10 protein-coding genes are annotated in these 13,670 nt (G+C 45.5%); 5 read left to right on the top strand and 5 right to left on the bottom strand.

Features of this window, described 5'->3' with window-relative positions; genetic code table 11:
* Window positions 1-193 precede the first annotated feature (193 nt).
* The 5 genes from QUA40_RS18505 to gloB form a co-directional block, all read right to left on the bottom strand.
* Window positions 194-391: a hypothetical protein gene (locus QUA40_RS18505; RefSeq protein WP_333128398.1), complete on the bottom strand. Its 198-nt coding sequence runs from the start codon at window positions 389-391 to the stop codon at window positions 194-196.
* Window positions 392-410: 19 nt separating this feature from the next.
* Window positions 411-1,736 (bottom strand): replicative DNA helicase, encoded by a 1,326-nt coding sequence (dnaB, locus tag QUA40_RS18510; protein WP_333128400.1) that lies wholly within the window; start codon window positions 1,734-1,736, stop codon window positions 411-413.
* Between the two features lie 166 nt (window positions 1,737-1,902).
* Window positions 1,903-2,361 (bottom strand): 50S ribosomal protein L9, encoded by a 459-nt coding sequence (gene rplI, locus QUA40_RS18515; RefSeq protein ID WP_333128403.1) that lies wholly within the window; start codon window positions 2,359-2,361, stop codon window positions 1,903-1,905.
* A 269-nt stretch (window positions 2,362-2,630) separates the two neighbouring features.
* Window positions 2,631-7,730, bottom strand: coding sequence for a PAS domain-containing protein (locus tag QUA40_RS18520; RefSeq protein WP_333128405.1), 5,100 nt, complete (start codon window positions 7,728-7,730; stop codon window positions 2,631-2,633).
* Window positions 7,731-8,105: 375 nt separating this feature from the next.
* On the bottom strand, window positions 8,106-8,879 hold the full coding sequence (gloB, locus tag QUA40_RS18525; protein WP_333128406.1) for a hydroxyacylglutathione hydrolase: 774 nt from the start codon (window positions 8,877-8,879) through the stop codon (window positions 8,106-8,108).
* 225 nt (window positions 8,880-9,104) lie between these two features.
* Here gloB and QUA40_RS18530 point away from each other — a divergent pair, with 225 nt between their 5' ends.
* From QUA40_RS18530 to QUA40_RS18550, 5 genes are all read left to right on the top strand, one after another.
* Window positions 9,105-9,308, top strand: a complete 204-nt coding sequence (locus tag QUA40_RS18530) for a hypothetical protein (RefSeq protein ID WP_333128408.1) — start codon at window positions 9,105-9,107, stop codon at window positions 9,306-9,308.
* A gap of 194 nt (window positions 9,309-9,502) precedes the next feature.
* Window positions 9,503-10,501, top strand: coding sequence for a UDP-glucose 4-epimerase GalE (gene galE / locus QUA40_RS18535; RefSeq protein WP_333128411.1), 999 nt, complete (start codon window positions 9,503-9,505; stop codon window positions 10,499-10,501).
* Window positions 10,502-10,544: 43 nt separating this feature from the next.
* Window positions 10,545-11,342: a hypothetical protein gene (locus QUA40_RS18540; RefSeq protein WP_333128413.1), complete on the top strand. Its 798-nt coding sequence runs from the start codon at window positions 10,545-10,547 to the stop codon at window positions 11,340-11,342.
* A gap of 9 nt (window positions 11,343-11,351) precedes the next feature.
* Window positions 11,352-12,170, top strand: a complete 819-nt coding sequence (locus QUA40_RS18545; protein ID WP_333128415.1) for a hypothetical protein — start codon at window positions 11,352-11,354, stop codon at window positions 12,168-12,170.
* Window positions 12,171-12,452: 282 nt separating this feature from the next.
* Window positions 12,453-13,604 carry a glycosyltransferase family 4 protein gene (locus QUA40_RS18550; RefSeq protein WP_333128418.1) on the top strand — a complete coding sequence of 384 codons (1,152 nt, stop codon included), beginning with the start codon at window positions 12,453-12,455 and terminating at the stop codon, window positions 13,602-13,604.
* The last annotated feature ends 66 nt before the right edge of the window (window positions 13,605-13,670 follow it).

The following is a 13,670-nucleotide window of genomic DNA, read 5'->3' on the forward strand; positions in this document are numbered from 1 at the left end:
CCTGGCACATCTCTTGATGAAATTATTCGTGCTTATTGTGCATGAATAGTGTCTCATACTTATTTGAAATGACTATACCTGCAATATGCTGTATAAGCAATAGTTGACGCAGGCGATCGCGCTCAATTGTTGTAGATTCCATATAATTGCTGATCGCAAACAGATATCAATCATCTACATGGGTACACAAATTTTAATCAACAATTGAAACCTTTGTGGTGAGAGGCTTTTGATGCTGTGCAAGTATATTTGGAGGAGGAAGTTCAGGTAAATTAACCACAATATTTGTAGCGGCAGGTTTCCCCAACAATCTTTCATCGATATCGACAATATCTATAAACCAGCCCTCACTTTTGCGAAAAAAGTTTATAACGGCTAATTCAACGCACATAATCTAAGCCCTGGTTGATTTACGATCGCTTCGGAGATGCCAGATTGCGGAAGCAGGTAAATTGGGCGTCAAATAATAGTTTGATGATTCCTGTCGGGCCGTTTCTGTGTTTGGTAATAATTACTTCTGCAATTCCGCGATCGGGCGAATCAGGATTGTAATATTCATCGCGGTAGAGCATAATTACTAAATCCGCGTCTTGTTCAATGCTTCCACTTTCTCTCAAATCTGACATCATCGGCCGCTTGTTTGTCCTCGCTTCCACACCCCGACTCAACTGAGATAAGGCAAGAATCGGCACATTGAGTTCGCGGGCTAAACCTTTAAGACTTCTGGTAATTCGAGATAGTTCTTGCACGCGGTTGTCGCTGCTACCTTCCATTAATTGCAGGTAATCTAACAAGATTAATCCTAGGGCTCCGCCTTGTTCTGCTTGGAGGCGGCGGGCTTTAGATCGGATTTCTGTGACGGTAATATTGGGAGTATCGTCAATAAACAGCGGTAGTTCTGATAAATTGCCAATGGCTGTACTGATTGGTTCCCATTCGTTTTGACTGATTCTACCCGATCGCAATCGGTTACTTTCTATTTTGGCTTCGCTGGACAGGATACGCTGCACTAGCTGTTCTTTCGACATTTCTAAGCTGAAAACGGCAACCGGCAATTTCTGCCCTCCAGCGGCGATGTGGTGGGCGATGTTGGTACAGAAAGCAGTTTTGCCCATCGCCGGCCTAGCCGCAACGATGATTAAATCCGATCGCTGAAAGCCTCCTGTCATAGCATCTAAGTCATAGAAACCGCACGGAATACCGGGAAGTGTGAGGCCTTCATTGCGATTTTCTAGGTCTTGAAATGTTTGGTTTAGTGTTTCGCCGATCGATACTAAATCTTGTTGCGGGCGTTCTTGAGTTATGCTGAAAATTTCTTGTTCGGCGCGGTCTAAGACTGTTGCTAGTGGTGTTGCCGTCTCGTAACCTAATTGTACTATGTTGTTGCCAGCTTCGATTAATTTGCGGCGCTGATATTTGTCTTCAACTAAAACTGCATATTGGTCGATGTTGACTGCGGAAACTGTGCGATCGACTAATTGTGCTAATTTAGTTAGTCCTCCTACTTGCTCTAACTGGTTGCGGTCGGTTAGCGCAGTTGTTACCGTCATTAAATCGGTAGGCTGACCCTGTAAAAATAGCCCTAATGCCGATCGATAAATGACTTGATGAGCGGTGATGGCAAAAAACTCCGGTCGCAGCAGTTCGGCAATTCGGGAAATAGCTTCGGGGTCAATTAAAATCCCGCCCAAAATTGCTTCTTCTGCCTCTATATTTGTCGGCATCAAATCGCTCATTAGTCAATATTTCTCAGTCATTAGTTATTAGTTGCCAGTTATTAGTCGTCAGTTTTCAATCTGTAAGTTAGCGTTACTCACTTCGCTAGTTAGCAGTGCTTAGTTGTTAGCTAATGACTAATGACTAACAACTAATGACTGATGACTGATGACTGATAACTCTTAATTACATCGGAACAACTTGAATATCAACTTCGGCGGTAACTTCTGCGTGTAGTTTGATTTCAGCTTTGTATGTACCTGTTTGGCGAATTTCGGGCAGAGTGATGCCGCGCCGATCGACTTCTTGACTGGTAGAGTTGAAAATCAGTTCTGCTACTTCTTGGTTGGTAACAGTACCAAAAATCGCGTCTGCTTCGCCAACTTGCTTGGAGATGATGAAAGGCCCAGCCGATTGGAGGGCGGTTTTGCGGACTTCAGCTTGCTGCTTGAGCTCTAGCTGACGCACTCTTTCTTCTTCACGGCGGCGCTCTGCTTGCTTGAGAATGCCCGGAGTGGCTCTAAATCCCATTCCTTGGGGTACTAGGTAGTTGCGGGCGTAGCCTGGGGCTACTTCTACTACGTCGCCAGCTTTGCCGAGTTTGCTGACATCTTTATTTAAAACTAATTGGACGCGCTTGGCCATGATCGTGGGTTGTGGGGTTTTAACTGCAACTTTTTATAATAGCGAAGTTTGAGGGGCGATCGCAAGGAAGTTCGGCAACGGATTTTGTAACGGATGTAACGGGTTTAACGGATTTAACGGATGGATGTTGAGATTAGAGGTTCGAGATTCGAGGTTCGAGGGAAGAAACAGGGATAATATTTTTAACGGGCAAATTCAGTTTGAAATTACGCAAAACGGGGGTGCTGTGATGAGCCAAATCAACTACAGTGCAATGTCTTACCGAGCACTCAGGCTTTATTTTCAAGGCGCTGGGCGACGATCGCTCGCGCTACAGTAGCAACTAACAGGGTCGGATTGATCGGCTTGGCTAAGTGTTTGTCAAATCCGGCTTGCAAAACTTGGCGCTCGTTCGCTTCTCCAGCATAGGCCGTTAAGGCGATCGCCAACAACTGCCGATACTCAGGCGCAAGCTGAGTGCGGATACGATTTATCAACATATAGCCGTCCATCTGGGGCATTCCGATGTCGCTGACGAGCAAATCCGGTGCAGTTTGTTCGATCGACTCTAGCGCCTCAGCAGCAGATGACAGGGAAATCACCTCTGCACCCGCTTCCTCAAGCACGAAAGCGACAAAATCTCGCGAGTCGAGTTCATCATCTACCACCAAAATTCTCAATCCTGCTAGCGGCAAGGATGAGAGATCAGGAAGAGCAGCCCCATGAGGTTCTTCCCCCTCCTGCCTTCTAGAATCATCATTTAATAGCGGTAATCTCACCGTAAACGTCGCTCCTTGACCTTCTCCGGCGCTTTCTGCAAACACGGTTCCGCCGTGAAGTTCGATCAGTTGGCGGACGATCGCCAATCCCAGTCCCAAGCCGCCAAATTTGCGAGTAGTGGCACCATCTTCTTGTCGGAAATGGTCAAAAACATAAGGCAAGAAATCGGGAAGAATACCTTTACCCGTGTCCGTGACTTGAATTTGAGCTTGGTGTTCTATTTGCGTTAATCTAACTTCAACTTGACCGCCTTCTGGCGTGAATTTCACCGCATTTGATAACAAATTCCAGACAACTTGTTGCAAGCGACTTGTATCCCCTAGAACTTGCCCGACAGCGGGATTTAAAATTGTTTGGATTTGAATCTTTTTAGCTTCGGCGGCTAATTGCACGGTTTCCACCGCAGACGGAATAATGGTTGCCAGATTCACCGGAGCAACATTCAATCTGAGTTTTCCTTGCAGAATCCGAGACACGTCAAGCAAGTCTTCGATTAATTGAGATTGCAGTCTGGCGTTGCGCTCAATCGTCTCAAAAGCCTTGGCAGTTTGAGTCGCCTTCAGCTTGCCGCCGACGAGCAGTTGCGACCAGCCTAAAATCGGATTTAAGGGCGATCGCAACTCATGAGAAAGCACCGCCAGAAACTCGTCTTTAATGCGGTTAGCTCGCTCGGCTTCCGCGCGGGCAGTTTGTTCTAATTGCAGAACCATATCACGCTCGATTTCCACTTGTTTGCGTTCTGTAATGTCGATCGCAGAACCGATAAAACCCTCAAATAGTCCGCTTTCGGTAAATCTGGGAGCAGCCGCTTCCAGCGCCCAAGAATATCCGCCATCCTTGCGCCCCACGCGAAATTCTAGGCGGTAAAGTTCCTGGCCTTCGTGGGCCCTCAAAAATACCTTCATCGCCTGTTCTCTGTCTTCTGGATGCACTGCGTTTATCCAACCAAATCCCAAAGCTGTTTCCTCAGTTTGACCTGTGAATTCATACCAACTTTCGCTCACGAAAATGCAATAGCCTGTGGAGTCTGTTACCCATACCATAAAAGGAGCGTTGTTAGCCATAGTGCGAAATCGTTCTTCGCTTTCTTGCAGCGCTGCTTCTGCTTGTTTGCGTTCTGTGATATCCCGACAGACAATCACTCCACCTTTGATTTCGCTGCTAGTATCAATTACTGGATAACCGCTGATACTGATCCAGCGTTCTGGGGAATTTTCGCGGCGGACAAATACCTCTACATCATTGACATATTCACCTTTGATTGCTCTGGCTAGAGGTAGTTCAGCGTCGGGGAAGAGGGTTTTTTTGTCTGCCGTAAATAGTCCGTAGGTGCTGGACCATTCCTCACAAGATTTTTCATTCGATAGCTGACCGAATATCCTCACGGCGGCTCGGTTAAATAGCACAAACTCCCCTTGTTGGTTTGCCAAAATTAAACCATCACCAATGCTGTCAATGATGACTTGCAGTAACTTAGTTTGTTCTTGTAGGGCGACTTCCGATCGTTTGCGATTTGTGATGTCGCTGGAGATACCAATCAGGCCGATGACTTCTCCCGCCTGATTGCGGTAGGGAGCTTTCATTACCAGAAATGTCCGAATGCCATCGTGAGATTCTTCGAGGACTTCTGTTTGTCCAGATTCCATAATGCGCCGATCGCTTTCCGTGACTGTGACTGCAAGTTCTACTACTGGGTATAAATCGATATCGCGACCACCAATTACTTCAGAAGCAGGTTTGCCCATTATTTCCAGCGTGGCTGGATTTGCATAAATAATCTGTCCTTCTCGATTTTTGACAAAAATTGGCGTGGGTGCTGACTCGTTAATCACGTTCAAAATCGCATTCTTTTGCCGCAGTTCTTCTTCAGTGCGTTTGCGATCGCTAATATTGCTCCAATAAGCGGTAAGTCCTTGGGCCGCAGGATAGGCGCTCACTTCTATATACATTTGGAGCGACGGCGAAAACTCTTCAAATTTGACAGAAACTTGCTCGTTAACGACTCGATGAAATTCTTGATATGCCCTTGAATTTGATTCTTTCTCGGCGGGGAATAGCTCCCAGATTGATCGACCTAACAAGTCGGCTCTCGATCGAGAAAGCAGTTTTTCTGCTGTGGCATTAACGTAGGTATAGCGCCATTCTGAATCGAGCGCCATAAAGGCATCGGTAATACTTTCGATAATATTGGTGACTTGCTGGGAGGCCGCTTGCACCGCGAGTTCAGCGTTTTTGCGCTCGGTGATGATTTCGCAAAAAATCATGATGCCGCCAATCTCATTGCTGTTGGTTCGCCAAGGATGAATTTCCCAGCGCACCCAGTCAACGCAGCCATCAGGGCGGGGAAACTGATCTTCTTGGCAGATTTCGACTGCTCCCGCCAGACAGCGTTGGTGGATTTGTTTCAAACGATCGGGCAAATTGGGAAAGATGTCGTAGTGCGATCGGCCCACAATGTTTTGATCGCCGATCCCGTAACTTGCCAGCCAGCGGTCGCTCACCAGCATATACCGCATCTGGCGGTCAAACATGGCCACCCCAGCAGGCGAATGTTTGACGAACAGCCGCAGTTGCTCGGACTGTTGCTGCACGAGATTCTCCGACTGTTTGCGATCGGTGATGTCTTTGAAAAGTACGGCGACTTTGCGGCTGTTTGGCTCAGGAGTACGGAACGCCGAAACCTCAAACCAGCGGTTCATGGCTTCCGAGCCTTGCTCAAAGCGCAATGGCTCCCCCGTCAGCGCGACGTTGCCGTAAATCTCAAACCAATAATTTTCGTGCTTTGGAAGGAGCTGGCGCACCGTTTTGCCCGCAGCTTCTACGAGTCCGGTTTGTTTCTCAAAAGCCGGATTGACTTCCAAAAAGCGGTAATCGATCGGCTTTTCGTTTTCGTCAAACAGCATTTCGATGACGCAAAAACCTTCGTCTAGGGAATCAAACAAAGTGCGATAGCGTTCCTCGGAACGGCGCAAAGCAGCAATAGCTTGTTTGCGCTCGCTAATATCCATAAACGCCGCCACACAGCCGCGAACTCCGCCTTGTTCGTCAAATAACGGCACCGCATTTACCAACCAATCAAAGGCCACCCCATCCTCGCGCACCATTTGAATTTCCATATCTCGCACTTCGACGCCGGAAGCCACGGCTAGTTGCATTGGCAGTTGTTCTCCCGGAATTTCTAGTCCGTTGCGGAGTCGCCTAAAGGGAAGGACTGCGGCTTGCTCTCCGGTTCCAGAAACATTCGTATCGGGCGGCACTTTCAACATCGACTGGGCAAACCGGTTAGCGCGAATTACTTGACACTGTGGGTCGTCGGCGATCGTAATGCCAACGGGTACAGCATCAAGGATTGATTCGAGTTCATTAATTCGTCGCTCTAGTTCTTGGTTGAGCCGTTGAATTTCTTTTTTGGTAGCTTTACGTTCGGTAATTTCATGCACCGTCACATTCACGCCCAAAACGCGATCGTCCTCGGCTTTCAGCGGATAGAGACTCAACAGCCAATCCTGTTCGACTCCCGGCTGTGCTGAGTTCGTCCTACGAACTTCGAGCTGTTGAAGTGGAACTTTAGTTTCAATAACTTGTCGGTAAAGCGGCTCTAAATCATCTGCCATTTCTGGCAAAATTTCGCGCAATGTTTTGCCGATGTGGGTGGCGGCTGGAACTCGGTTAATTTCTGCTAGGCGATCGTTGAGGCGGACAAACCGCAACTCGGTATCGATAAAGCAAAGTCCGATCGGCGCACTAGCATAAATCGCCTCGATTTCTGCTAGTTGTTGCTGCACAGTTTGCGCTTGTTTAATAAAAATAGCCCTCGCCGCTTTCTCCTCGGTCACATCTTGAAAATAAACGGCAAGTCCCGAGGCGATCGGATAGGCTCGTACCGCATACCAAGCATTGAGCGGCGGATAAAAAGATTCAAAACTAACCGTAACTTGGAATGTCGCGGCGTGGCGATATTCTTGTTCAAACAAACTGCCCACTGATTCGGGAAACTCTTCCCAAATGCTGTTGCCAATCAAATCTTTCGAGGGTCGATTCAGCCACCGCGCCGCTTGCAAATTGACGTAGGTAAATCGCCAGTCTCGATCCAAAGCAAAGAACCCGTCCGAAATACTTTCGAGGGTGTCTGAGAGTTGTTGCGCGGGCGCGTTACAAACTGGTTCGGGCTTTTGTTGAGCGAGTTCCGTGAAGGTTGTTACTACCGCATAGGGAGTCGATCGATCTCCCTGAAATAAAGGTTGAGAATTGAGCGTCAACCAAATCAATTCTCCCTGTGGCCGATCGAAGCCCATGATGACATTTGAGCATGGTTGCCCGGTTTGCAACGCCACCATCGCCGGATGTGTCTCGCCGGGAAAATCCAAGCCATCTTCACGCACAGTCTGCCACCGACTGTTGATTGAAGTGCATAAGAGCATCTGTTCTGCTGTCATCCCCAACAGCTCCTGGGCGTGAGAATTGCACCCCTGAATGCTACCATCGGCCAATTGCAGAACCATCCCTACATCAGTTAGCCAAGGCGCGCCTGGGTAGAGCGGTTTGTTAGAATCCGTGGAAACAGAGGGGTCGATTTTCGGTTGGAGTTCAGTATTACGTGGATTTTGCATCGGTTTCTAACAACGCTCGTTTTACTTTTGGCAAAGCCAATCGCGCTCATCAATAATAGGGAAATAACCACAGGAACTTTTGATTTAATTCAGGGGAACAATTCAAACCTAAGAGGGATGTCGATCGTCCTGCTGGAATATAAATATCTAGACAACTTATTTTAGAGTAGAATCCCACGTCTTAACCACTTGCGAGATTCAGGACAGGCTACGGGTAATTTTCGGGCTGTTTCAAATGCGAGCAAGTTTTGAACAACCACGATCCTGAATGTATGTCAACTAAAGTGATGCGCTTTCTCTCCCTACCGAAACCGTGGGAAAGCTTCGCCCCAATCAATTATGGCTCGATGTTGTGATATTTATTGTTGGTACTTGTCAAAACCGCTCTTTCATGCCGCGCAATCGAGCGAAGGTTTGCACTGGATCGGAGGTGTTGGTGGCTGATTGGAGGTTGGGAAAATCCCAGCGCAAAAATGGGTTTGTGCTTTTTTCGAGGCCGATCGATGATGGTATTGTAGGTTGCGATCGACTGCGCGCTTCCTTGACTTCGCCCAAGCGCTGCTGCAGATCGGGATTGTCGCCATCTACACTGATGGCAAATTGCAAGTTTTTCAGCGTGTATTCGTGGGCACACCAAACTCTTGTATTGTCGGGCAAGTTTCGCAGTTGCCCGAGGGAGGCTAACATTTGGGCGGGAGTGCCTTCAAATAGTCTGCCGCAGCCTCCAGCAAATAAAGTGTCGCCGCAGAACAATTCGCCGATTTCCCCTGGGTTGCTGGGGGGGAAATAGTAGGCGATGTGAGCTTTTGTGTGGCCGGGTACGAAGAAGACTTCGGCGGTTCTGTTGGCGAAAGAAACTCGATCGCCCGCTTGTAAAAACACTTGCTGTCCGGGTATTCTGCCTCTATCTTCTGCGCCACCGTAAACTTTAATTTGGGGAAAGCGATCAATGAGTTGCTGGTTGCCGCCTACGTGGTCGCTGTGGTGGTGCGTGTTGAAAATTGCTGTTAATTCGGCTCCGAGCGCTCGCAGTTGCTGCAAGACCGGCTCTGCTTGGGCTGGATCGACTACTGCTGCTGTGTGGCGATCGGGGTCGTGCAGCAAAAAAATGTAATTGTCCGACAGTACCGGAAGCCGATAAACCTGCATAGAAAACTGCCTCTCTAGGAAAAATATTATATAATTAAATTAGTTCTGAACGCTATCCGAAGGCTGAAGGCATACTTATTAAATCCGCACATCTACCTTTGGAAGTAAAACTCTGATACCTTATTTCTGCTGTTGAGCAAAGTGATTTACGGTCGGCTACGCACCATTTTTTGGTCAAGAACTGCAATCCGCTTTAACTATTTTAGCATACAAGCGAGCGAATAAATGCGAACATCTCACAACAAATCGAACTTAACAATTTCTCAAATGGTCGATCGGATTGTAGCGTCTGGCAAAATCTCTCGCCGGGAACATTTAGTTTTGACTTCTGCTATCCTGTCAGATGATAAAATTTCAGAAGAGGATCGACACCAAATCAACCGGATATTTGATTATCTGCAAATTGGTCGCCTCAAGTTTATCGATTGAACTGAAGACTGGCGCAGTCAGCATCCCTCTGGATTGTAAAAAGCGTTTTTTCGGAGTGCGATCGTCCCGCACAGGAAAGTCTATATATATCGCTTGAGTTCTCCGGCTCACGCGGAGTGTGAAAGCATTAGTTGTGGAAGTCTCAAATTAACAAGGCTCTTGGCAATTCCAGCTACAAAAACAGGCAGAAGAAAATGAGTGCAGAAAAACAAACTATTTTGGTGACGGGCGGAGCTGGATATATTGGCTCTCACGCGGTATTAGCGCTGAAAAACGCCGGTTACGGTGTGGTGATTTTGGATAATTTAGTTTACGGTCATCGAGATATAGTAGATCGGGCTTTGCAGGTCGAGTTGGTAGTTGGCGATACGAGCGATCGCACTCTTCTTGACAACCTGTTCGCTAAACACAATATTGCTGCGGTAATGCACTTTTCTGCATACGCTTACGTGGGCGAATCTGTTACCGACCCAGCTAAATATTACCGCAACAATGTCATCGGCACTATTACCCTTTTGGAAGCAATGATGGGTGCTGGGGTGAATAAATTGGTGTTTTCTTCTACTTGCGCGACTTACGGCGTACCGCAGAAAATTCCGCTCACAGAAGACCACCCACAAAACCCGATCAATCCCTACGGTGCTACTAAGTTAATGGTAGAACGGATTTTGTCTGATTTTGACGCGGCGTACAATTTTAAGTCTGTTTGTTTCCGCTATTTTAACGCGGCTGGGGCAGATCCGAACGGGTTGGTAGGAGAGGATCACAATCCAGAAACTCACCTAATCCCGCTGGTGTTGTTTGCTGCTTTGGGAAAACGAGATTCGATCGCGATTTTTGGCACGGATTACGATACTCCTGACGGTACTTGCATTCGGGATTACATTCACGTTAACGATTTAGCATCGGCTCACATTTTGGGATTAGAATATTTGTTGAATGGTGGCAAATCTGATTTCTTTAATTTAGGCAACGGCGGCGGGTTTTCGGTGAAAGAGGTGATAGAAACGGCTCGCCAAGTGACGGGAAAAGAGATTAAGGCTGTTGAGTGCGATCGGCGTCCGGGAGATCCGCCTTCTTTGGTTGGCAGCAGCGAGAAAGCCATCAAAACCTTGGGTTGGTCTCCAGAATATCCCGACATTAAGAACATTATCTCCCATGCTTGGCAGTGGCACCAAAAACGCCACAGTTAGCATAAATTCAAATAAAACAAGTGCAAAAATTGAGTCGAAAATAATGTTAAACATTCACAAAGATTTTTGTTTTTGCACCTTAGCTTTTAGGAAAAAGTATCGCGAATTAGCCAAACAACTAGCAGCAGACTTAGAAACTCATTCTCTAGGGACGATGCTAGTTGTTTGTACTGACAACCCAAATGACTTTCAGAATTTGACGAATGTTTTCGCCTTTAAAAAAAGTCGCGAAGGTGTATATTATTGTTATAATGATAAACGATTTGCACTAAAAAAAGCCTTAGAATTATGTCGAGTGACAATCTTTGTGGATGCAGATACAAGAATCATAGGAAAAGTGCCCGAGAGAGAATGGATGTCAGGAATTACTTGTAAAGGGTTTATGCCCATTCTAGAACATCCACCAAATCAATCATTTCCGGGGAGAAAAGAGGCAATTCATAAATTAGCAAAAAAGCTAGAACTACCATTAAAAAAGGTAAGTTTTGTTCAAGAAAATTTGTTTGTAATTGCGAGAGACAATGGGAAAGAAATTCAGTTTATTCATGAATGGGGAAAGATTGGAAGATTTTTTGAAGTGCAAAAAGTCAAAACAAAAGACGGTAATCCAATTGGGTTAGCAACTGCTAAAGTTGGGTGGAATATTCGTAATGACGGGTGGCAGGAACTCGCTCAAGTTATGGAGCATTCTTTTGCTCATTGGGACTGGCAAAAAAATCAAGTAAGAACCTTTTGGGATAAAGTTGGGGATAAATTGCAGTTTGAGCATTGGCAATATCTCTATCGGTTATTAAAAACACAGTTAATTGCCTTATTAAATTTCGATTTTTACTATCGTTAGATAAAAGATATGGATAGAGGATTTATTACCATTTTAATTGGATTGTACTCATTTCAAGACTGCATACATTTTCTAGCTTCAGTCAGGAAGTTTCACCGCGAACCAATTATTATTTTAATAGATAGAGTTCCGCGATTTTTATATCCCTTACTTTTGGTGTTCGGAAATGTGAGATTGCAGGTTGCACCGAAACACGAAAATCCTGTTTTAGCATCGCGACAAGCTAAGCTGGCTTTGTATCAACAATCTCCTTTTGAGAAAACTATTTATCTGGACTGCGATATTTGCTTGCTATCGCCAATATATGAAGTTTTTGACTATCTTGATGAAGTAGATTTGCTGGTAACAGAAGACGTGCAGCCTGCGATTGCGAAAGCTGCAAATTTATTAAGAGTCAAGCAGGATATTCTGGCAACTTTGCAGTCTGTCGGATTGCCGCTAAATGAAAATAGCATTCAATACAATGGCGGATTTATCGCTTTTACGAAAAGCAGTAAAACTCAGGAATTGTTTATAAACTTTAAGAAATATTTCGAGATGGTAGTGGTGCATCAAAACGTGCTACTATTGAAAGACCAGGGAGCTTTTGCGGCGGCTGTTGAATCGGTGAAACCGAAAATGACAACTTTGTCCCCGGTGTACAACTATTTGGATAAGTGGAAAGATGTTTATACAATCGACAAACCGATTAAAGTAATGCACTGCACTTATCCTTACCGCCCTCAGTACGCCAAGAACGTGACGCGATCGTTCTTTACTATAATAGTCGATCGCACGGCTAAAATATTTTTACCAAATCAACTTAACAATCCCTGGCGTTTAAAATAATTAAAGTTGGTTGGCAAACTGCATCAAAAGCAACAAAAATCAGCACAAAATTTAAAAAAATTATCCTCAACATATCCGAAAATTTACCTAGAAGAATTCTTGCTGGCTTGAATAACAGTCTTGGGTTCATTACTGTGTTTTTTTTACCAAAATACTTCGTTGCTGCCCTTTACCCTGGTTAAAAACCCGGTTGCTGTGGTAGGGAGTGCGTGAGTCCCAGTCGGCTTGACAAAAGCTCGGTTAAGCAGGAAAATTAAACAAATGTTTTAAACAAAATACTCAGTGAAAGTTTCATTAGTAGTGAGCGATTTGTCAGGAGGAGGTGCAATTCGTGCTTTTTTGTTAGCTCAAGTCTTGATAGAGCTTAAATGTGATGTAGAAGTTGTTGGATTTCAGTTTGGCAAGGAATTGTATGCTAGTCCTCCCCGAAACATCCCGGTATGTGCGATACCGGGTAAAAATTATCCGGGGTTTTTAATGGATGCTCAAAAAGTTTGGAAAAAAATAGATGGGGATATTATTTATGCAGTCAAACCTAAACCTACAAGCTTTGGGTTATCACTGCTAAAAAAACTGGCGACTCGCCACTTTATAATTTTAGATATAGACGACTGGGAACTGAGCTGGTACGGCGGAGATGAATGGAAATACAGTCCATCTTTCAAACAACTTTATCGAGATATTTTTAAACACAATGGTTTATTGAGAGAACCAGATAATCCCCTCTATCTCAAGTGGATGGAAAGTGTCATTCACCATGCTAATGCAGTCACCGTTGATACTGAGTTTTTAAAACAGCGTTTTGGTGGTGTATATTTGCCTAATGGTAAAGATACTGTAATGTTCGACCCTGCTAAATACAATCCTGAATTGAGCAGACAGCGTTACGGCTTGTCCGGGTATAGAGTTCTGATGTTTCCGGGGGCACCGCGACCTCATAAAGGCGTGGAGGATGTTTTGATGGCGCTTGAACAGTTAAATGAGCCCGATTTAAAATTAGCGATCGTCGGCGGGAGTCCTTATGATGATTATGATGATAAACTTGTGAAACAATGGGGGCGGTGGATTATTAAACTGCCAAGGTTTCCAGTGGAGACGATGCCGTCGGTTGTAGCGGCGGCTGATGTTGTCGTTGTTCCTCAGCGAGAAACTCTCACAGCCGTGGCTCAGTTTCCGCTCAAGCTGACAGATGGCATGGCAATGGCTAAGCCTGTTTTGTCTACGCGAGTGGGGGATATTCCAGCAATTTTAGGAGGAACTGGTTATTTAGTCGATCCGAGTTCTCCGGGTCAAATTTCAAAAAAGATTCAATGGATATTTCAAAATTTGACAGCGGCGAATTTACAAGGAATGAAAGCTCGGGAAAGATGTGTGCAAAAATATAGTATTCAAGCAATGACACCGATACTTTCAGATATAATCGCAGGTATGTAAAGGTTATTTTAAAACAACTCCCGGGAGGAAGAAAAACTGGCTGTTATTGAAGAATATTTTGAGATG

The organism is Microcoleus sp. Pol11C3, assembly GCF_036701485.1.
Classification (GTDB): domain Bacteria; phylum Cyanobacteriota; class Cyanobacteriia; order Cyanobacteriales; family Microcoleaceae; genus Microcoleus.